This window comes from Shewanella sp. SM55 (genome assembly GCF_025654025.1).
GTDB classification, from domain to species: domain Bacteria; phylum Pseudomonadota; class Gammaproteobacteria; order Enterobacterales; family Shewanellaceae; genus Shewanella; species Shewanella oncorhynchi.
This window is the reverse complement of sequence record NZ_JAKKRS010000019.1, coordinates 178,549-198,796: the sequence shown is the minus strand read 5'-3', so window position 1 is coordinate 198,796 and position 20,248 is coordinate 178,549. Positions and strand designations below refer to the sequence as shown.

Genomic DNA, 20,248 nt, shown 5'->3' with positions numbered 1-20,248 from the left:
TTTTCCGACTCAAGCTGAATCAATGCTGTATGATTTGTATTTTGATAATTTAAACCATGACACTTCTGAATTGCTTATTGTAATATCCGCGCCGTCTAATACTTTCGTTAAATCATTAGGGAATTATGATGAATAAATTATCAATTGTTGCTATCTCTTTACTATCAGCATTAGCGGCCACTCAAGTCTCTGCAGCAACCGACACTACTGGATTTTATGTGGGTGGTGCATTAAATAGAGTCACAGCTGATGCTTTTGATGGTTCAGAAACCGGTACTGGTGTAGGCGTATACGGTGGCTATAACTTCAATGAATGGTTTGGTTTAGAAGCTAACCTGTTTGCCACTGGTGACTTAGGCGATAAGGATGTTGATATTAGTGCAGGTGCATTAAGCTTCACACCTAAATTTACTGCACAAATTAATGATATTTTTTCTGCCTATGCCAAAGTGGGTATTGCATCTATGGCGGCGAATGTTGATGGCTATGGTTACGATGAAGACTTTACTGGTTTTGGTTGGACTTATGGTGTAGGTGTTAATGCCGCCGTAACAGAGCACTTAAATATCCGTGTAAGCTATGATGTCACTACAGGTGATTTAGATGCCGACCGTAGCTATTTAGGATTAAAAGATATTGACACTGATATTAAGCAATTCGCTGTAGGTATGCATTATCAATTCTAATTTTTTAGATTTGGCATATTTAATTCATGCCAATGAAAATTAATTTAAAATAAAAAGGGATGTGAAGATATCCCTTTTTATTGTTTGATATGAATAAGCTTGTATTGATATAACGAGTAGTAACGTTATTTTATCTACTCAATCCATCGACAGTTCTTTTAATTTCCGCGTTAAGGTATTTCGTCCCCAGCCTAAACGTTTCGCCGCTTCCTGTTTATGGCCTTGAGTATGGCGCAGCGCAGTTTCTAGCAGTATGCGCTCGAATGCGGGCTGCACCTCAGTTAACAGATCGCTGTTTCCTTCCGAGAGTTTTTGGTCTATCCACTCAGTTAGTGCCGATTGCCAATCTTGGCTGCCTTTCGCCGTGTGGGTGACACTCACAGGGTCTTTCAGTAATTCTGGCGGTAAATCTTGGGGTAAAATTTCTTGCCCCGATGCCATTACGGTTAACCAACGACAGGTGTTTTCAAGTTGTCGGACATTACCAGGCCAAGGTAATTGGGAGAGTTTTACCGCGGTTTCCTTGGTCATGATCTTAGTTTCTACGCCAATTTCCTTTGCTGCAGAGGCGAGGAAATGGGTGGCGAGTTGGGGAATGTCTTCCCGTCTTTGTGACAGTGGCGGTAAGTGCACGCGGATCACGTTGAGGCGATGGAATAAGTCTTCCCTAAAGCCGCCTTTTTGCACTAATAATTCAAGATCTTGGTGGGTCGCCGCTATGATACGCACATCCACTTGCACTGCATTATGACCACCGACACGGTAGAATTGACCGTCGGCAAGCACTCTGAGTAATCGTGTTTGTACATCTAGCGGCATGTCGCCGATTTCATCTAAAAAGAGCGTGCCACCGTTTGCTTGTTCGAAGCGACCTTGGCGGACATTGGCTGCGCCAGTGAAGGCACCTTTTTCGTGGCCGAATAGCTCAGATTCGATCAAATCCTTAGGGATCGCTGCCATGTTCAGCGCGATAAACGGCTTATCTTTACGTGGGCTGTGCTTGTGTAAAGCGCCAGCCACTAACTCTTTTCCCGTACCCGATTGACCATTGATCAGCACGCTGATCGATGAGCGTGAAAGCCTGCCTATGGCGCGAAACACTTCCTGCATCGCTGGCGCTTCACCTATGATTTCGGGTGTTTTGACTTGGGTTTCCTGCGCGGGTGCAGGGCTCTGTTCAGTGGCATGGGTAAGTGCGCGCTCAACCAGAGAGATAGCCTCATCGATGTCGAAGGGTTTAGGCAGATACTCAAATGCGCCCGCTTGATAGGCACTCACTGCACTGTCTAAGTCTGAGTGCGCTGTCATAATGATCACGGGAATATGGGGATAATGCACCTGCAATCGTTCGAGCAGGCTTAAACCGTCCGTGCCGGGCATACGGATGTCCGACACTATCACGTGCGGTTGCGATATTTCTAATGCCTGCCACAGGGATTCGGCGGCGGCAAAGCTGGCGGTGCTGAGCTTAGCACCTTGCAGTGCCTTTTCGAGTACCCAGCGTATCGAGCTGTCATCGTCGAGGATCCACACTTGTTCACTAATTCGCATCTTGCTTCCTCATACGGTATGGGTAGGTACTGTCGAAATTATTTAGCGCTTAAAATTGGTAATGAAATGATAAATTCTGTGTGCCCTGCGCTGGAGAGGCAATCGATCCTTCCCGAGTGTAAACGGGCAATATTATGAGCAATCGAGAGGCCTAAACCTGAACCTTGCTCACGGCTTGTCACCATGGGATAAAATAATGTGTCCATTAGCTCAGGCGGTATACCGGGGCCGTTGTCGATAATCGATAGGGTTAACACTAGCTTGTGGCGCTGTGAGCCTATGGTGACTTGGTGTTGAGTGCGAGTGCGGATCAAAATTTCGCCGCCCGTATGTTCAAGCGCCTGCACCGCATTTTGTAAAATGTTCAGCACAGCTTGCTGCATTTGGTCAGGATCCATCTCGATATCGGGAATGGATGGATCGTAATCCCGTTTGAGCTGGATGTTAGCGGGCAGCGCCATTTCAACTAACTTATAGACCTTTTGCACCACTTGATGGATGTTGTGCAGACTGTGCTGTGTCGGCCTTTGGGGGCCGAGCAGACGGTCCACTAAATTACGCAGCCGATCGGCCTGCTCTATGATGAGCGTAGTGAATTCCTTCAGCGCCGGATCATCCAGCTCCCGCGATAATAGCTGTGCCGCACCGCGAAGGCCGCCTAAAGGATTCTTGATTTCATGGGCTAAGTTGCGCACCAAAAACTGCGCCGCTTGTTGCTGTGCATCTTGACTCAGTTGCTGATGAATGCGTCTTTGTTGGTCAACTTGGCGCAGTTCGAGCAGGCTGAGTTCAGCCTCGTCATCGAGGGGAATAAGGGTTAAATCAACGGTATGATGTTGGCCATCGAGCGTGACTAGTGCTGCCGTATTGACCGTTAAGCCTTGGCCGGCTGTTACTGCATCCATTAATAGCTTGGCGTCGACACCGAGGATTTGATAGTGCTCAGGCAAAGTTTGTTCTACGAGTCTATGGCTACCAACACCTAATAATTGCTCTGCTGCTGCGTTGGCATAACAAGGCTTGAGATCCTTATCTATGACAAGTACAGCGGTAACTAAATGATTGAGCAGTGTCTCTTTATCCATCGACCGTTCCTAGAAATAGGGTTGCACCACTATGGTGCACCAATCTGGTGCAAGCTGCAACTTGTCTTCATCAAACGGTTTAGTCAGGAGGAGTTAATCTAACTTCATGTATTTAAAGTTTTTATACTAACTTTTACTATACAAATAGTGACATTAACGCTTAGCTGCTTGATGAAGAAATATCTTTCTTGGTGAACTTGATGCAAAGACTTTGCCGTTTTGAGTCAAAGCGTCAACGACTAAGGTATGTTCACCTCGGTCGATGTTTTTGAGTTTGAAGGTACCGCCAATTTGTGGCTGACCTATGGGGTTGCCATCGAGCTTGAGGGCCATCAAATACTGACTTTTTAGCTCTGGGGTGATAGTCGCAACGACGTCGAAATCGCCATTGTTATCTCTGACGGTTTCCTCTTCGGTCGGAGAGGTAATATTGACTTGATATTTAATAGATTCAATTGCTTGATTTGAGCTGTTTAAGTCTGTTTTGGGCAGAGGAAGGGCAATTTGATTTAAGGTCTTATCTTTTAGCTCAACGACTTGGGCATTTGGCTGCGGCTCATCGGAGTAATGGACTTTGCCATCTTTATCGACCCATTTATAAACAGTCGCTTGCGCTAACATGCTAAATAGCACTAAGCCGATGAGTGTGAGTGAACGCATGCTAAAGTCCCTGTAGCCTTGAGATAGAGTTAATCAAGATTAGTCTCTTTTACATCAAAAATCATGGTGTTTGTTGCGCTAAGTGGTTAAGGACGTCACCACTGAGAAGGTATAAAGTCGACAGAAAATGGGGAGGCAGAAACAGGGGTTAGTTAAAGTGGGTTAAGCTCGGGCACTAACATGTGCCCGAATTCGATCCATCAATTACAGGCTTGCATCGAGTTGTTTCTCGATCTCACTCGCTTTGACCCAAGCGGCATGTTGGGATAATTGAGTGGCATAGCGTTCAATGTGTTCAAATTTCGCGAGATCGCCACTGTTAGCCAGTAGCTCCACCACGAAGGACATCATGATATCCGCACCCGTGAGCTTGTCTGCAACAAGATAGGTTTTATCAGCCAACATATCATTGAAGTAATGACTAATCTTACTGACTTCCGTCGCGGCATAACCTTCAAGGAAATTGGTTTTACAACCGTCCTTTTGCACGAACATACGCAGTAACAAAGGCAGCATGGCTGAGCTTTCGGCAAAGTGTAGCCATTGCAGATAACTGACATAGTCTGCGCTGTCTCTGGCGGGGGCTAAGGTATCCGCCGCATATTTTTCAATCAGATATTCGGTGATCGCACCCGATTCTGCTATCACTTGACCGTCCATTTCGATAACGGGTGATTTGCCTAACGGATGAATTTGCTTAAGTTCGGGTGGCGCGAGAAAAGTCTGGCTATCACGTTGATAACTCTTAATTTCATAGGGTTGACCGAGTTCCTCTAGCAACCAGATGATACGTTTAGAGCGTGATTTATTGAGATGGTGCAAGGTGATCATGGGCTTTCCTTTGGACACTGAGAGTACATTTTGGCTGTCGCACCATTATGGTGCTACAGCTCTTTTTAACGCATTTAGCACACTTGTGCGCCTGTCTTTGTTCATTTCAAGCTGAGCGTCGCGTATTTATCGCTTAGCCTCTCGCGTTCAATTGCGCAACTATGGTTTCGGCTACGGCTTCGGATGATCCCGGATTTTGGCCTGTGATCAAATGGCCATCTGCGACGACAAAGCTTGTCCAGTCATCACCTTTGACATAATTGCCACCATTTTTCTTCAGCATGTCTTCAACCAAAAATGGCACGACATGAGTGAGTTGCACGGTTTCTTCTTCAGAGTTGCTGAAACCGGTAACACGCTTGCCGCCGACCAATGGCTTGCCATCACTGGTTTTAGGGTGCAGCAATGCAGCAGGCGCATGACATACGAGCCCTAGGGGTTTATTGGCTTGATAAAACTGTTCAATCAAGACGATAGAATGTTTATCTTCGGCAAGATCCCACAGTGGACCGTGGCCGCCCGGATAAAAAATCGCATCATAATCGGCTGCATTGATTTCACTTAAGCGAGTGGTATTCGCTAGCAGTGCTTGAGCCTCAGGATCTTTGCTAAAGCGCGCAGTAGCTTCGGTCTGAAAGTCTGGCTCATCACTTTTTGGATCGAGTGGTGGTTGACCGCCCAGTGGCGAGGCTAAGGTAATGTCAAAACCTTTATCTTTAAAAACATAAAAAGGTGAGGCGAATTCTTCTAGCCAAAAGCCGGTTTTTAAACCCGTATCACCGAGTTTATCGTGTGACGTGATTACCATTAATATATTCATTTTCATACCATTACCTAAGTTGCTCACATCAATATGTGTGAGCTTTGGGTTTAGTTCATTTGACGTTATAGGGCTAAGGTCAAAATGTCACGGCTCATGGTTGGGTCAATATTGCCATGTTCGCCTAGTGCCACCATGCCGTGCAGTTCAAGCTGTTTCACTACAGCATCAACGTGGCTGGCATCGAGATCATAGGCAGATAAATGTGTCGGTATGCCCATGGCTTCGAAGAAAGCCTTGGTTTTTGCGATAGCGGCGTCGATACGCTCGTCATCTGTACCTGTGTTGATGTGCCACACACGGTCGGCGTACTGGAGTAACTTGTCGCGTTTAGCCTCTTTTGTACATTGCAGCAGGGCAGGCAGTATGATTGCCAATGTGCGCGCATGGTCGATATCGTAAAGTGCAGTTAGTTCATGGCCAATCATATGGGTTGCCCAGTCGTGGGGAACGCCGACGCCAATTGTGCCGTTGAGTGCCATAGTGGCAACCCACATTAAGTTCGCGCGAATGTCGTAGTCTTCGGGTTGAACTAGTACCTGTGGACCAAGCTCAATCAAGGTTTGTAACAGACCTTCGGCAAATCTGTCCTGTACGGCGGCGTTAACTGGGTAAGTGAGGTATTGCTCTGTGATATGTACAAAAGCATCGACAACACCGTTAGCCACTTGGCGTTCTGGCAGAGTGAAGGTTTTCGTCGGATCAAGTATTGAGAATTGTGGATAAACCAAATCATTACGGAATGGCAGTTTAGCCTGTAGTGATTTACGGGTCACTACGCTGGCGTTGTTCATTTCGGAACCGGTCGCAGGTAAGGTTAAGACTGAGCCAAAAGGCATAGCTTGAGTCACATTGGCGCCCCAGCTAGTGAGAATGTCCCAAGGTTCACCTTCGAATACCGCTGCAGCGGCAACAAATTTAGTGCCATCGATAACCGAACCACCGCCAACCGCGAGGAGGAAGTCGATATTCTGCTCACGCACTTGGGCGACGGCTTTCATTAAGGTTTCATAGGTTGGGTTTGGCTCAATGCCATCGAACTCGACAACGAAACGATTACCCAATGATTGTTTAACTTCGTCTAACGTGCCTGTTTTTCTAGCACTGCTGCCGCCAAAGAGGATCATCACTTTAGCATCGCTCGGTACTAGGGAATCAATTTCGGCGATAGTGTCTTTACCAAAACGGATGCGGGTCGGGTTGTAATAGTTAAAATTTAGCATGGATGATGTTATTCCTATTATTACTTTAAATGAGCAGCGTTAATTGAGCCGCATTTATTAATCGCCCGTTAAATTAGTAGACCAGTCGTCTAATGTTGGGGCGTGAAAATGTATTCTTTAAAAAATCTTTGGCTGATCGATATCAGCCAGTATTAGTTTTGAGTCGGTATTAGGTTAAAGGGCCGTTTTAGGCGTTAAAATGGCTTTAGTCGTTACGAGTGCACGTTCGAGTGCCGCAGGGCTGTGGCCCAACTTGTTCATTAAGCTGGCGCCTAACCACATGTGATACAACATTTCTGCGGTCGATTGCGGATCTTGCTGGGCGATTGATCTATCGGTTATGCCCACTTGAACGCAAGTCGTTAACCTCTCTATGATGCCGGCGGAGCCTTTAAGTAAGGCAACACGCATAGCTTCCGATAAATCGGCCACTTCGGCGCTGAGTTTCACGACCAGACACTTTTGATCTACGCAGCCATCGGCTTGTACGCGCAACCATTGTTGCCAGTATTGCATCAAGCGTTGATGGCCTGTTAGTGTCGAGTCATTGAATAATGCGTCTAAATCTAATTGATATTTTTCAAAATAATCAGTAATAAGCGCTTCGCCAAATTGTTCTTTGGATTTGAAGTAGTGATAAAACGAGCCTTTTGGCACTTCGGCCGCCTGCAGCAGTAGGGATAAGCCGACGCTGGAGAAGCCTTTGCGTACGATCAGCTTGTAGCCGATGTCGAGAATATGCTGGCGAGTGGATTGAGTTTCAATTTTCATGGGGGTTAGGATAAATCAAATTAGACCGGTCGTCTAGTGTTGTTTTTATCGACGATTTCAACATATTCGATTTAGTATGCTTTGCATTGTGACTTTTGCGCTGCCTTGAGCCAAGTTAATAAAATTGCCAAATTGATAAATGTTAGACGGATAAGGCATTCTGATGGTGAAATGGTGAAATGGTGAAATGGTGAAATGGTGAAATGGTCGGGTGGACAACATACTCACAGTGCTGAGATAAACCGTCACTGTGAGCATTCGATTCACGATTGATGTGAAATATTAATCGTACTGCCACTCAATCGAGATGATTAGAGGTAGCTACAGCAATATTCGGCAATGGCTGTGTTACGAATTTTAAAGCTAACATTTGCAGCCAGCTCAAACTGAGTTCCTTCGCTAAATTCTTGCCAAGTCGTTGTTTCTGGAAGTAACACCTCAAAACGGCCGCTAGTCACTTCCATGATTTCGCCTTGGGAGGTTGAGAACTCATATTCCCCTGGTAATACAACACCTAAGGTTTGCTTGCTGCCATCGGCAAAAAATACGCTACGGCTAGCCACTTTGCCATCAAAGTAGATGTTGGCTTTTTTAGATACTGACACTTGCTCGAGTAAACTCATTATTAATCCTCTATAAATTGGCTTGATATGAATTTATATGCATATTTAATAAATTTCAATGCATCATTGTCGCATGGATGTGCGCATTCAATATCAGTTGATGCTAACGTTCGGTTTATCGCTTATTTCCCACTATATCATTTTATTTGAAATGGTCGGTATGGCGTGGCTGTCATTTAAAGTTGTTAATCATTTTTTTACTTAAAAATAATGAGTTGTCGGCATTTTAGTGAACTTTTGATGAAAATAGTCGGCACCGCTTTGTTTAGCTGAGATTCTTCTCCTATAGTTTTAAGGCAGGTTTGATTCTGCAAAGATTGAAGGAATGGAATTCGACGCGCGACAAGGAGTCTCACCATGGGTTTTACTCGTAAAATTCAGCTTATCAGTTTATTGATTGTCCTATTACCCCTCATATTTGCCACCGCAATAGTGACTTACATTGCTCGCGATGAATTGTTTGCCGAGGCTCAGTCTCGTTTAGTGGCTGTGCGTGAGATCAAGCAACGGCAGATTGTTGGCATGTTTCAGGACTTTTCCGATAACCTGCAGGCCGTCAGCGCCGTAATTGCCAGCCAAAAAAGCCTCGATACTCTTACTGACATAGATCAAACCTTGCAGTCATTAAATAAATCCCTCGGTTTTTATGACCTATTTATTATTAGTGACGATGGCACCGTTTTATATACAGTGGCGAAGGAGTCTGATTTCGGCACCAATTTGCGTACTGGACCCTTCCATGATTCGGGATTAGCACAGTTATTTAATAAGGCATTGGGATCGGCGGGCACAGTATTACTACAAGATTTTTCCGCATACGCGCCTTCAAATGGTCAACCTGCGGCATTTATTGGCCAGTCGATTCAGTTCAATCAGCAAAGATTGGTGGTGGCGGCTCAAGTATCAATCGATCGCATCAACAGAGTTATGCAAATTCGTGAGGGTATGGGGCAAAGTGGTGAAACTTATCTTATTGGCCCAAATAATCGTATGCGTTCCGATTCCTTTCTTGACCCCATTAATCGCACGGTTACGGCTTCGTTTGCGGGAACGGTAGCTCAGAATGGTGTTGATACGCTGGCGGTAAAGGAGGCGCTGGCTGGTAAATCGGGTGTGATGCAAGTGAATGACTATAACAATAATCCCGTTTTATCCGCTTATTCTCCTGTCGTTGAGCTCGGTTTACGTTGGGGTTTGATGGCTGAAATTGATGTGAGTGAAATAGCAGCTCCCGCCTACCGTATGATGTTTATCGGCTTATCTGTTTGTGCAGCAGCCTTAGTGTTGGCGTTCGCTGCCGCTAAGTTAGTTACAGGGTTTGTATTAAAGCCGCTCGGCGGTGAGCCTGAGGACATGTGTAACTTGACCAGTATGATCGCCTCTGGCGATTTAACTCATAATTTACCGCATGTTCAAACGGATAATCACCTGATGAGTTGGTTGGCGCGGATGCAAACTAAGCTCAAAGAAATCATCAGTCAGCTGGTGGGCGTTGGACATGAACTCGAATCCGCCGCTGAACAAAATTCTGCCGCTATGACCCAAGCCGATTGCAGTATTCAGATGCAGGCGAAAGAAACCGATATGTTAGCAACCGCGGTCGAAGAAATGAGTTATGCCGCCGCGGAAATCAGCACGAATACGCTTAAATCCTCCGATGAAGTGTCAGCCTGTACCCATTCGAGTGAAATTCTTTCGCAAAATTTAGCCAGTACACGTAAAAGCTTGAAAGTGACCTTGAGCAGTTTTGCGACCATACATCAACAGGTGGGCAGCCTTGAGGCCGACAGTCAGAAAATCGGTTCGGTATTGGCTGTGATTAATGCCATAGCCGAACAAACGAATCTGCTGTCACTTAATGCGGCGATTGAAGCTGCGAGAGCTGGCGAGCATGGTCGTGGATTTGCTGTGGTTGCGGATGAGGTTCGCCAGTTAGCGGTGAAGGTTCAATTAGCAACTCAGGATATTGGGCAAGTGTTAAAAGGTATTCAGCAACAGTCAGGTGTGCTGGCGTTGCATAGTGTGACTTGTTCCACTGAAGCCTCTAAAACCGCAGAAGATGCGGATGGAATGCAGACCGCGGTGGATGATATTGCTTTGCGCTTAGAAACCTTAAAGGCATTAATGATTCAAACTGCAACCGCTGCGGAAGAACAAACAACGGTTTCGGCGACGATTGCGCAGGGGATTGCGGGCTTAAGCGTGGCGGCGGAGGAAAATAGTGCGGCTATCAGTCAAGTAGCAGCGAGTACGCGGAGTCTGTTGGGGTTAGCAAATCAGCTTGGTTTAACAACGGCACAGTTTAAGGTGTAGATATTTTTCGCTGCATTTACAGTGTTCTCACCTTAGTTGGTGCTGTAAATGTGACTGAGCTGGATGTTACACATCCGCCAGAAATGGATTTCTGGCGGATATTTTTATCAGGACTTCAGTTGGTTATCCCATGAGTGAGCATTAACGTTTACGCCAAATTGTCATTTCTGAGATGGAATGTTGGAATTTACGTTTAGTCTCGCGGATCACGAAGGGGATTTCCTTCACTGCGACCAGCTCAAATTGGCCGATCAAGGTTTCGGTCAAACCATCTAAGGTGGTGAAGTTCTCTCCTTTGACTTTAACGCCACCTAACCATTTATCCTTGGGCGTATAATCTTCAAGCCAAGTGTATGGCGAGGCAATCACAAGGTATCCTCCTTGATTAATCCGCTGGGCAATACTGGTTAAAAAGTGTTTAGGCTCGTTCAACCTGTCGATAAGATTTGAGGCATAAACCAAATCATAACCTGTGTAGATGGGCTTTAAATTACAGGCATCACCTTGTATAAAGTTGACCTTTTTCGCCTCAAGCTCATATCCCAGTTTCGCGAGACTCGCACTCTTAAATTCCTGTAAGTCGCCTTCGGTGCGTATGGTGTAACGTTTTTCACCTTGTTCTGTCAGCGCATAGGCCTGTTGAATAAAGCGCGCCGAGAAGTCGATACCATCAACATGATCAAACACTTTTGCCAGCTCGAAACTCGCGCGACCAACGGAGCAGCCGATATCAAGGGCTTTAGCTGTATGAGTCAATTGAATTTCACTCAGCGCTTGCTGCACACCATTGACGCAGAAGTTAGCAACCCCGAAATATTCGGCGCCATAGTGGAATTCAAGGTATTGGGAAATCAGTTCATCTGTTTCGTACACATTGACCTCGGCCATTTGAGCTGGATTTTGGGGGGATTCCACATAGCGAAAGCCCGCGTGTTGATAAAAATGTCGACGAAACGCATAGCGTGATGAAGCTATTGCCTCATTACCCGTAGAGATCCACGAGCCGCCTTTGATGAGATTATGTTTGCCATCGAAGGTTGGGGTGGAGAAATCATCGTAAAGTGGGTGTACGGCGAAGCCGTCAAAACCGTCGATTGCGCTTTCTGTCCATTGCCAAACATTACCGACAATATCGAAAAAGCCATTATGTTCGAAGCGATTCACTGGGCAAGAAGAGGCGTAATAAGCCAAAGCAATATTGCCCGGCACTTCATGCCAATCGGGCGCATCTGCGGGCACATTCTCGCGTAAGATGTACCACTCAGCTTCAGTTAATAGACGTATATTGCTTTGCTTTTGTTCGGCTTTCCAATTACAGAAGGCCTTAGCTTCGAGCTGATTCACTTCAACAGGCCAGTTTAATGGCAGCGGAATTTCTTCCACTAAGTTACGTTGCCACCATTTATCTTGTCTTAAGCGCCAAAAACGCGGCATTTGTGCTTGGGTATAGGCAAGCCAAGCTTGGCCTTCTTCATTCCAAAATTGGTGTGAGCGATAGCCGCCAGCCTCGACGAATGCGAGATATTCTTGATTCGAGACTAAGAATTTAGCAGCCTTAAAGTCGTTAACGTTAAATATTTTATGGCCGTATTCATTGTCCCAACCGTAGGTTTGGTCTTGTTCAGTTTTGCCTAAGGTCACTTTTTGCCCTTTTACAGCCAATAAACTGTTGGTCTCGGCAGGGGCGGTGTCTTGGCACGCAGGCCAGAGGTGGTTGGGCGCGACATATTCCAGCGGCAGTTGGCGGATGATCACCGATGAGGTTTCTAAATGAATACGCTCATGTTCAATGCCCATCAAAATGATCCAAGCTGGACTATTTTGAGTGATAGGTAACGCTAGAGGCATTTCATCGATAACACGATTGATGACAGCACTAACTTGTTGGCGATAGCTTCGCACCTCTGCCACATCCGGCCACGGATAATGTTGTTCGTTCAAATCATCCCAAGACATCTCATCGACACCAATGGCGAACATGGATTCGAAGTTGTCGTTTACTCGTTCATCGAGAAATTTACCGAGTTTGAGTTTGTTGATATAGAAAGTGGCCGTATGGCCAAAGTAAAATATTAACGGATGGCGCAGCGGCTCAGCTTTGAGGTAATAGGCGCTATCTTCTTGGATCAAATCAAACAGAGACTCGTATAAAGCCCATGTCTGATTAAAGTATTGCTTAAGCTCTTGACGCTTTCCGGCCTCAGTTTCACCAATGAGCTTAAGGGCTTGAGGGGGTTGCGTTATGGGCTTATCCATAGACAAGTAAACTCCGTATTTATCGGCCTGCGGTGCAAGCATGGGAAGATTAATCTATCGTGTGTGACTCTATACGCGATTACTGAGCTCAGGATCACTTTGTCAGCTTAATGTGTCGGTTTGAGGCAAAGTGTTTTACAAACTAACAGAAAGACCAATTGAGTCCAACATCAGTGCTGGAGCTTAAAGCATCTCAGGTATGACCCTCTGGTTTGGAATTATCTTACAAAGAAAGTGATGCGCTCAATTTAGTGATGCTATCCCTTACAGGGATTAAAATTATTTTATCCCTGAAGAGTATTTTCTCTGTCGGGGTTAAGGCAGAATGATCCCGTCCGTAAAATTATTATGCAGGATATAACGGGATGACAATTAACGCATTATGGATACCCGCCTGGTATGAGCTTGATCCGTCGATCGTAGTGGGTGTGACTGAGGAGTTTGTTTTTCACAAGACTGCCGCAAACGAGGCGTTAAAGTTTTACAGCGGTGCAAAGGAAAACGATGCCGTTAAGGCAACCGGAACTATTTCGGCCATTAAGCACAATGTCTTGGGGGACATTGAAAGTGTCGATGCGCAGGGGCTCGATTATACGCTTGTGTTGCAAGATGGACGGCGTTTGTTAGTCAACGCAGAGGAAAACCCTGGCTTGGTTTATGAGTGGGTTGATGACAGTTGGCAGCCTTCAGATATGGTCATTACAGATTGGACATTAGCAGTACAATTTGCGTCTTTATCACCATTGACGCCAATAAAGTAATTGAAGGTTTATCGTGAGTAACTAGATGGCAAAGTGCAGTTAGCGCTCGGGATCCGAGGTTGACTGCACTTTTACTTGTTCAGCAAGTTGTTGGTATTCTTGTTTGATTTCTGCAATATAAACATCGTGAAAATTCAATTCATTAAATTCTTCTATACAGAGCTGATAACGGCGTAGCTGCTCAGATTTTTCTTCGGCAGTATCCCATATTTCCATTAGCATAGCGTTTGATTCCATTCATAAATTTAATATATGTATCCAGCATGCATTTTAACTATGTCTACTGATAATTAATCGAGTCGGCTTCAAAATGATTACGCTTCTTTTTGTCCTGAGACGTTATCTTTTCTATAAATCGATTTTAAACAAAGTGTTAGAGTTCACAGCTATGTTATACCGTATGAGTGGATAACTGTTTTCCTCATCTTCTTCGGGACAAATGCTTACATCAAGGCGCTGCCATATCCTTATAGTGTTTCTATCTCGATGATTGGATTGTGCCTGTGAGCATTTTGCTCTAGATTGATATTTCTTTGTTTTTATCTTCTGGCCTTGATGCTTTTTTGCCCTTTGGAGCCTTGTAATGGCTAATATTCTGTTAGTTGCCAATCTCAACTGTGATCGGATCTTACTGCTTGATAAACCTTTAAAAACAGGTGGACGTTTCCATTATCAAGATGGCGGCCAAAGGCTCGGCGGCGGTGGGGCAAATACCGGATTAGGTTTAGTCTGGGCTGGGCATAGCGTCGCGCTGGTGAGTCAAGTGGGCCGTGATGACATGGGGGATTGGCTCATTGCAGAAGCCAGTACGCAAGGGCTCGATTGTCGCTTAGTGCAGCGCCGCACCGGCAATACATGCGAAATGCTGCTTGTAATGACGCCAGACGGCGAGCGCACCATTATTCGGCCACAAAGACCCATATTTGAATTATCTGTACCGCCGAAATGGCAGCCATGGGACGCGTTGTATTTTAATACTTCCGCTGAAGGCTCTGTCAGCTGGGCAAAAACAGCTTTAGAACATTGTCTTGTGGTCGCGCAATTAGCCAAGGACGACAGACAGAGACCTTGTCATATTTTATTGGCCTCCATGAGTGATATTCAGGGGCGTTGTGATGGCGCATCTTGGGAATATGGCAAAAGCATTGGTGGCGATTGTCTGCGTTACTTTATTGTCACCGATGGTATCAATGGGGCTAAGGTTTACACGCATGATCAAGTGCAGCATGTTGCTGCTATCCCTGCCACAGTTGTTGATACCACAGGCGCGGGTGATGCCTATGCGGCAGGGTTGATCCACAGTCTCTGCATCGGCCAGTCGATTACTGAGGCCATGGCAGAAGGGGCGATTTGGGCGGCATTTGCGGTGGCAACTGATAGTTCTATTCCGGGTGAGGCACTAAAACAGTATTTAGAGGCGAAGCAAATCGCATGAAAATCTGCGGGCGACCAGTTTGAGTCATCTTTTTGTCATACGTCCTTGCTAGAGTATGTCTTGTGGCGCATAGCTTGTCCCTTAACGTTTTCTTGTACTTTTCTCCCATTTATTGGTTAGTATGTTTTTTGCCTCGTTTCCCCAACGAGGCATTTTTTTGCTCAAAATAAAGTTATTCCATCGTAGAACGCCAATACGACAGAAATCTTGTGCGGCCATGGCACAATTGCGTTAACATTTATTCAACTAAAATAGTTATCGTTAAATTAAAATAATAAGCCACTCAAGGTGTTCTGTAGTCTTTGGAGTTGAGAATGGGCAATAACGCTTGGAATGATAAAAATAAATTTATTTGGCTTCTGTCTGTTTTGCTTTTGGTCGCCTTTTTAGTGACCAGCGGTATCAGTTACAAAGTGGCTCATGATTCACTGAGCCAGCAAATAGAGAGCAATACCTTACCGCTCACAAGTGACAATATTTATTCAGAAATTCAACAGGATTTGTTACGACCCATCTTTATTTCATCCTTGATGGCGCAGGATACCTTTGTTCGGGATTGGACCTTAAGTCATGAGCAAGAGCCCGAAAAACTCATTCGTTACCTTAAGGAAATCCAAGAGAAATACGGTACAGTCACTAGCTTTTTTGTGTCTGAGAAAAGTCGAAATTATTACCATTCCACGGGCATTTTAAAACAAATCCAAGATGTAGAGCCTGACGATGCTTGGTATTTTCGAGTGCGTTCTTTACCTGAATCTGAACATTATGAGGTCAATATTGATGCCGATACGGCAGACCGCAGTAAGACAACCGTATTTGTTAACTATAAAGTTTTTGATTTTGAAGGGAAATTTATTGGTGTTACCGGTGTGGGGTTGGCGGTTGAAAAGGTTAAAGCCTTAATTGAGTTATATCAAAAGCGTTATAACCGCCGAGTGTTCTTTACCGATCGGCAAGGTAATGTCACTTTGCATGGCGATCAATATGACGGTACGGATTCGCTGCAAACGAACGTAGGGCTTGATAATTTGGCTACGCGTATTTTAACCAGCCCAAGTGCCGCCTTCAGCTATCAGAAAAACGGGAAAACGGTTTATCTCAATAGTCGCTTAGTTCCTGAGTTTAAGTGGTATTTGATTGTTGAGCAGGAGGATGCGCCACAAGAGCGGGAACTGTTAAATACGTTTTGGGGTAATTTGGCGTTAAGCCTAATGGTGACCCTAGGTATTTTATTCATCTCCAACATGACCTTAGGTCGTTATCAGCGCAAACTAGAAATTATGGCGTCTACTGATAAGCTCACTGGCGCCGCTAACCGTCAGGTGTTTGATGAGTACTTTAGGCAGGCGTTAGATAAAGCTAAGCTGACACAATCGCCGATTTCAATACTCTTGCTGGATATCGACCACTTTAAAAAAGTGAACGACAGTTATGGGCATGGGATTGGTGACTTAGTATTAAAAACCATGACTAATATGCTGCGTGGCTTACTACAACAACAGGATATTTTATGTCGCTGGGGCGGTGAGGAGTTTTTAATTTTACTTCCTGAGATGGATTTATCCCGAGCGGCAGAACTGGCAGAACAGATCCGTGACCTCATTTCCCAGCGGGAAATTAAAGTGAATGGATTACACATTTCTATTACTGCCAGTATTGGTGTTGCTGAGCATCAAGTGCAAGAGCCTGCGGAGGACCTTATCAAACGTGCCGATCTGGCCTTGTATCAGGCAAAAGAAGCGGGCCGAAATCAAGTGGTGTTAAATCATTCATAGACTTTACTCGGTTCTTCTTGGCAGCAATGTTTAGCCTACCTTTGTGGGTTATGGCGCGGGTTGATTGTGTTATTGGCGTATCGCGGTTTACACTCTGACAGTAATGCGCGATAGGTCATTGATTTGGAGTTGCAGATGTCAAAGTTGTTGATTAATAAATTGTCTGGATTGTACTTAGGAACCCATCTTCAAGAAATGTCCGGTGTAGCTACGGGGATTGATGGTAAGCAAGCGGCTCAACAACTGTTAGTGCATATCGACCATGTTGAAGGGGACGCGCAGGCCGATCCAAAACACCATGGCGGCCTTGATCGCGTGCTACATCATTTCCCCCGCGAGCACTACGGCCAATATCGTCGTTGGGACTTAATCACCCAGCTCGAAGATGCGCCCAGCATGGGAGAGAACATTAGCACAGTTGGACTGAACGAAACTCAAGTCAATATTGGCGATATCTTGCAAATTGGCGCAGTAAAAGTGCAAGTGACTCAGCCGCGTTCACCTTGTTTTAAATTGAATCTGCAATTTGGCCACAGAGAATTCGCCCTCGCTATGCAGCAAAGCCAATTATGTGGTTGGTTTTATAGAATCTTAACCCCAGGGATTATTCAGTTAAACGATAGGATTGAATTAGTTGAGCGTCGTACTGATATCAGTGTTGCCGAGGCCATGTCACTCTATTTCTCGCCAACGTTTAATGCCAGTGCCTATGATCGTTTAGCTTCCTGCGAGGGATTAGCGCTGAGTTGGGTTAATAGCCTACAACGCCGCTTAGCATTACAGACAGTAGAAGATTGGCAAATGCGTTTATATGGGCCGAGTGGAAAATAAGGCTTTATATTCAAAATGATAAAACAGGGATGACCTATGATTGAACCCGTTACAAAAAGTGATAAAGATTTTGGCTTACTGGTATACGCCTCAAGTTTTATTGGATACTTAGTGCCGTTGGGCTCTATTCTTGGTCCTTTGATCATTTGGCTGATGAAGCGTGAAGAGTCCGCATTTGTTGATCAATGTGGCCGTAGTTGCTTGAACTTTAAATTGAGCCTGTTGATTTATGTGATCATCAGTGGCGTATTAGCTTTGGTCGGCATTGGTTTCATCTTTTTAGCCATACTCGGCATATTCGATTTGGTGTGCACTGTGCTGGCGATTATTAAGGCCAGCGAAGGTAAAGTGTATCGCTATCCATTAACGATTAAATTTATTGCTATGGATTAATTACCTCTGCGAGTTAAAGAAAAACGCCTTAGATGGAAACATCTAAGGCGTTTTTTATGGCGTAAGTTTTAAGGTTTTACACCTTAAACTTGGCCACTAAGGTATCTAAGCGGTGTGACAGTTGATTCAAGGCTAAACTCGCCTGTGCCGCCGCTTGTGCAGTATTGGCAGTACGTTGAGTAATGTCATTGATTTCAGTGACGTTACGGTTTATGTCCTCCACCACTGTGGATTGTTCTTCCGTTGCCGCAGCAACTTGAATGTTCATGTCGCTGATAAGACCAATGCGATCGCTAATGCCAATTAACGATTTGCTGGCTTCATCGACGGCCACAACGCCTTCGTGGGAGCGGGTACGGCTCTGGGCCATCGCATTAACCGCGCGGCTGGCTTCCGATTGCAGCTTGTCGATCATGCCTTGCACTTCATTGGTCGATGCTGCTGTGCGTGAGGCTAAGTTACGCACTTCATCGGCTACGACAGCAAATCCGCGTCCAGCTTCGCCGGCACGTGCTGCTTCAATGGCCGCGTTGAGGGCTAACAAGTTAGTCTGCTCAGAGATAGCGCGGATCACATCTAAAATACCACCGATGGATTTAGTGTGGGTCGCGAGGGACTCAATCACTTCACCCACTTGGCCAACGTCTTTCGACAATTGGTTAATGGTATCGCGGGCACGGGTTACCACAACTTGGCCGCTGCTGGCTTCAGTATCTGCATCTCTGGCGGCAACCGCAGCTTGGGCGGCATTACTGGCAATTTCGTTAACCGTCGCGCCCATTTCATTAATGGCCGTTACCACCATCATAGTGCGATCTTTCTGCTCGTGGCTGTCTTCTAAGGTTTGCTGTGCCTGATTCGACACATCCTTAGCCGAGAAACCGAGCTGTTCGCTGGTTTGTGCCACTTCGATGACAGATTCCTGTATCTTGCTGATAAAGCTGTTAAATCCCTTGGCGAGTTGCGCAATTTCATCTTCACCATTGACAGGTAGACGTTGGCGTAAGTCACCTTCACCTTCGCCTATGTCGTGGAACATAGCGGCAACTTGTGCAATAGGACGACTCACAGAACCTGCCACCACGATGGCGAGAACAATAAAGCCCGCTGCAATGATTAGCGTCCAGATTAAGATCTGATAAGCCGCTTCGGTTAATAGTGCGAATACTTCGGCCTCTGGCACCTGTGCGACTAAGTACCAATCCATAGATGCGATATAACTACTGGCAACCAGCATGTTTTCGCCATTGATTTTGGTATTGATCAGATTGAAATCGCTGCGGTTTAATAATGAGCTTGAACTCGCATCCTTGTATAAGTTGCTTAGGCTGCTCTTACCAATTTGGCTCGTATCTGGGTGGAGTTTTACCTCACCTTTAGCATCCACTAAGTAGACTAAACCGGTTTCTTCAATCTTAAACGAGCTCAGCAAACGCACCATGTCATCGAGTGATTTAGCAAGCCCGACTAAGCCGCGACCATTAGGTTGCTGGTAGTTGATGAAGAGTTTGACTTCGCCGTTGGCCTCAGTGAATACGTTTAACATACGTTCTTGGCCACTGTCTCGGTAACCAAAAAACCAGCCATCCTGCGCTGGGGTTAGCACGCGCAAAAATCCATCCTGAGTGTAGTAGGCGGCAGTTTGTCTGTCGGCGTAGGAGGCTTGCGCTAGCTTATATTGACGCGTGATGTCTTTCAGTTGGGCAACCACTTGGGTTTCTTGGGCCTGTGGTCTGCCATCTTCGAGCCATTGGAGTAACATGCGGCTGCTGGCCAATTGCTCTGCGGCATTCATTAAAGTGGAGATGTCGAGATCGATCTTATTGCGGATCTGCATCATCAAACTCGGCAGTTCCGAACCTAACATCCGTTGTTGTACGACATTTTTAGCGCTACGTTGGCTTAATACGCCGACGAGTATGGTCGACAGCAGTACTGCAAATGTCACTGTTAACAGAATTTTCTGCTTAATGGTGAGGTTATTAAATATCATAAATATCAATATGCCTGTGTTGGACTGTTTTGCGTTATCGGTCAACGCACTCTTGTACGGTAAAAGATTATCGGACAGGAATGTGAAAAGTTAACCTTAGTCTAGGCCGAATGCCGAATAAAACAGCGTATAAAACATTTATTTGGCCTAACCCGTTGGTCTTGCAGTAGATCTAATTATGTAGAGTATAGATGGAAATGGGATGATGATTGAAAACGAACTCTTTTATGTGTGGCAATTG

General features: G+C 45.4%; 18 protein-coding genes. 7 read left to right on the top strand and 11 right to left on the bottom strand.

Annotated elements, in window-relative coordinates:
* The first annotated feature begins 128 nt into the window (after positions 1–128).
* The gene (locus tag L5L91_RS20665; RefSeq protein ID WP_131525140.1) at positions 129–686 is read left to right on the top strand and encodes a porin family protein; all 558 of its coding nucleotides are present in this window, start codon (positions 129–131) and stop codon (positions 684–686) included.
* A 138-nt stretch (positions 687–824) separates the two neighbouring features.
* Here the strand turns inward: L5L91_RS20665 and glnG are convergent, their stop codons facing one another.
* The 8 genes from glnG to L5L91_RS20625 all read right to left on the bottom strand — a co-directional run bounded on the left by glnG (position 825) and on the right by L5L91_RS20625 (position 8,250).
* The gene (gene glnG / locus L5L91_RS20660; protein ID WP_198572483.1) at positions 825–2,237 is read right to left on the bottom strand and encodes a nitrogen regulation protein NR(I); all 1,413 of its coding nucleotides are present in this window, start codon (positions 2,235–2,237) and stop codon (positions 825–827) included.
* Positions 2,238–2,275: 38 nt separating this feature from the next.
* Entirely contained in the window at positions 2,276–3,322 is a 1,047-nt protein-coding gene (glnL, locus tag L5L91_RS20655; protein ID WP_105251067.1) for a nitrogen regulation protein NR(II), read from the bottom strand.
* A 153-nt stretch (positions 3,323–3,475) separates the two neighbouring features.
* Complete coding sequence (locus tag L5L91_RS20650; RefSeq protein WP_263140863.1) at positions 3,476–3,982, bottom strand: DUF4124 domain-containing protein; 507 nt, start codon at positions 3,980–3,982, stop codon at positions 3,476–3,478.
* A gap of 204 nt (positions 3,983–4,186) precedes the next feature.
* Positions 4,187–4,813, bottom strand: coding sequence for a glutathione S-transferase family protein (locus L5L91_RS20645; protein ID WP_131525136.1), 627 nt, complete (start codon positions 4,811–4,813; stop codon positions 4,187–4,189).
* 133 nt (positions 4,814–4,946) lie between these two features.
* Positions 4,947–5,639 (bottom strand): type 1 glutamine amidotransferase domain-containing protein, encoded by a 693-nt coding sequence (locus L5L91_RS20640; RefSeq protein WP_212600234.1) that lies wholly within the window; start codon positions 5,637–5,639, stop codon positions 4,947–4,949.
* A gap of 59 nt (positions 5,640–5,698) precedes the next feature.
* Positions 5,699–6,856 carry an iron-containing alcohol dehydrogenase gene (locus tag L5L91_RS20635; RefSeq protein ID WP_212600235.1) on the bottom strand — a complete coding sequence of 386 codons (1,158 nt, stop codon included), beginning with the start codon at positions 6,854–6,856 and terminating at the stop codon, positions 5,699–5,701.
* A 174-nt stretch (positions 6,857–7,030) separates the two neighbouring features.
* Positions 7,031–7,627: a TetR/AcrR family transcriptional regulator gene (locus L5L91_RS20630; protein ID WP_263207357.1), complete on the bottom strand. Its 597-nt coding sequence runs from the start codon at positions 7,625–7,627 to the stop codon at positions 7,031–7,033.
* A gap of 311 nt (positions 7,628–7,938) precedes the next feature.
* Complete coding sequence (locus L5L91_RS20625) at positions 7,939–8,250, bottom strand: pyrimidine/purine nucleoside phosphorylase (RefSeq protein WP_063884943.1); 312 nt, start codon at positions 8,248–8,250, stop codon at positions 7,939–7,941.
* 357 nt (positions 8,251–8,607) lie between these two features.
* Here L5L91_RS20625 and L5L91_RS20620 point away from each other — a divergent pair, with 357 nt between their 5' ends.
* Complete coding sequence (locus L5L91_RS20620; RefSeq protein WP_263207360.1) at positions 8,608–10,563, top strand: methyl-accepting chemotaxis protein; 1,956 nt, start codon at positions 8,608–8,610, stop codon at positions 10,561–10,563.
* Positions 10,564–10,704: 141 nt separating this feature from the next.
* Here the strand turns inward: L5L91_RS20620 and ovoA are convergent, their stop codons facing one another.
* Positions 10,705–12,819 (bottom strand): 5-histidylcysteine sulfoxide synthase, encoded by a 2,115-nt coding sequence (ovoA, locus tag L5L91_RS20615; protein WP_263237583.1) that lies wholly within the window; start codon positions 12,817–12,819, stop codon positions 10,705–10,707.
* A gap of 365 nt (positions 12,820–13,184) precedes the next feature.
* Here ovoA and L5L91_RS20610 point away from each other — a divergent pair, with 365 nt between their 5' ends.
* Positions 13,185–13,580, top strand: coding sequence for a hypothetical protein (locus L5L91_RS20610; protein ID WP_105251074.1), 396 nt, complete (start codon positions 13,185–13,187; stop codon positions 13,578–13,580).
* Between the two features lie 39 nt (positions 13,581–13,619).
* Here L5L91_RS20610 and L5L91_RS20605 read toward each other — a convergent pair whose 3' ends face one another.
* The gene (locus L5L91_RS20605) at positions 13,620–13,802 is read right to left on the bottom strand and encodes a hypothetical protein (RefSeq protein WP_105251075.1); all 183 of its coding nucleotides are present in this window, start codon (positions 13,800–13,802) and stop codon (positions 13,620–13,622) included.
* A 361-nt stretch (positions 13,803–14,163) separates the two neighbouring features.
* On the opposite strand from L5L91_RS20605, the gene L5L91_RS20600 reads away from it, so the two are divergent.
* From L5L91_RS20600 to L5L91_RS20585, 4 genes are all read left to right on the top strand, one after another.
* Positions 14,164–15,015, top strand: coding sequence for a PfkB family carbohydrate kinase (locus L5L91_RS20600; protein WP_263147868.1), 852 nt, complete (start codon positions 14,164–14,166; stop codon positions 15,013–15,015).
* Positions 15,016–15,329: 314 nt separating this feature from the next.
* Positions 15,330–16,790 carry a diguanylate cyclase gene (locus L5L91_RS20595; RefSeq protein ID WP_105251077.1) on the top strand — a complete coding sequence of 487 codons (1,461 nt, stop codon included), beginning with the start codon at positions 15,330–15,332 and terminating at the stop codon, positions 16,788–16,790.
* A gap of 135 nt (positions 16,791–16,925) precedes the next feature.
* Entirely contained in the window at positions 16,926–17,621 is a 696-nt protein-coding gene (locus tag L5L91_RS20590; RefSeq protein ID WP_198572493.1) for an MOSC domain-containing protein, read from the top strand.
* A 36-nt stretch (positions 17,622–17,657) separates the two neighbouring features.
* Entirely contained in the window at positions 17,658–18,014 is a 357-nt protein-coding gene (locus L5L91_RS20585) for a DUF4870 domain-containing protein (RefSeq protein WP_105251079.1), read from the top strand.
* 76 nt (positions 18,015–18,090) lie between these two features.
* On the opposite strand, the gene L5L91_RS20580 is transcribed toward L5L91_RS20585, so the two are convergent.
* Positions 18,091–20,007, bottom strand: coding sequence for a methyl-accepting chemotaxis protein (locus tag L5L91_RS20580; RefSeq protein ID WP_105251080.1), 1,917 nt, complete (start codon positions 20,005–20,007; stop codon positions 18,091–18,093).
* Between the last annotated feature and the right edge of the window lie 241 nt (positions 20,008–20,248).

Bases quoted from the DNA above. Each gene is read 5' to 3' on its own strand.
- L5L91_RS20625 (WP_063884943.1), bottom strand. From the start codon at position 8,250: ATGAGTTTACTCGAGCAAGTGTCAGTATCTAAAAAAGCCAACATCTAC.
- L5L91_RS20610 (WP_105251074.1), top strand. From the start codon at position 13,185: ATGACAATTAACGCATTATGGATACCCGCCTGGTATGAGCTTGATCCG.
- L5L91_RS20630 (WP_263207357.1), bottom strand. From the start codon at position 7,627: ATGAAAATTGAAACTCAATCCACTCGCCAGCATATTCTCGACATCGGC.
- glnG (WP_198572483.1), bottom strand. From the start codon at position 2,237: ATGCGAATTAGTGAACAAGTGTGGATCCTCGACGATGACAGCTCGATA.
- L5L91_RS20650 (WP_263140863.1), bottom strand. From the start codon at position 3,982: ATGCGTTCACTCACACTCATCGGCTTAGTGCTATTTAGCATGTTAGCG.
- L5L91_RS20665 (WP_131525140.1), top strand. From the start codon at position 129: ATGAATAAATTATCAATTGTTGCTATCTCTTTACTATCAGCATTAGCG.
- glnL (WP_105251067.1), bottom strand. From the start codon at position 3,322: ATGGATAAAGAGACACTGCTCAATCATTTAGTTACCGCTGTACTTGTC.
- L5L91_RS20585 (WP_105251079.1), top strand. From the start codon at position 17,658: ATGATTGAACCCGTTACAAAAAGTGATAAAGATTTTGGCTTACTGGTA.
- ovoA (WP_263237583.1), bottom strand. From the start codon at position 12,819: ATGGATAAGCCCATAACGCAACCCCCTCAAGCCCTTAAGCTCATTGGT.
- L5L91_RS20640 (WP_212600234.1), bottom strand. From the start codon at position 5,639: ATGAAAATGAATATATTAATGGTAATCACGTCACACGATAAACTCGGT.
- L5L91_RS20620 (WP_263207360.1), top strand. From the start codon at position 8,608: ATGGGTTTTACTCGTAAAATTCAGCTTATCAGTTTATTGATTGTCCTA.
- L5L91_RS20605 (WP_105251075.1), bottom strand. From the start codon at position 13,802: ATGCTAATGGAAATATGGGATACTGCCGAAGAAAAATCTGAGCAGCTA.
- L5L91_RS20580 (WP_105251080.1), bottom strand. From the start codon at position 20,007: ATGATATTTAATAACCTCACCATTAAGCAGAAAATTCTGTTAACAGTG.
- L5L91_RS20590 (WP_198572493.1), top strand. From the start codon at position 16,926: ATGTCAAAGTTGTTGATTAATAAATTGTCTGGATTGTACTTAGGAACC.
- L5L91_RS20645 (WP_131525136.1), bottom strand. From the start codon at position 4,813: ATGATCACCTTGCACCATCTCAATAAATCACGCTCTAAACGTATCATC.
- L5L91_RS20635 (WP_212600235.1), bottom strand. From the start codon at position 6,856: ATGCTAAATTTTAACTATTACAACCCGACCCGCATCCGTTTTGGTAAA.
- L5L91_RS20600 (WP_263147868.1), top strand. From the start codon at position 14,164: ATGGCTAATATTCTGTTAGTTGCCAATCTCAACTGTGATCGGATCTTA.
- L5L91_RS20595 (WP_105251077.1), top strand. From the start codon at position 15,330: ATGGGCAATAACGCTTGGAATGATAAAAATAAATTTATTTGGCTTCTG.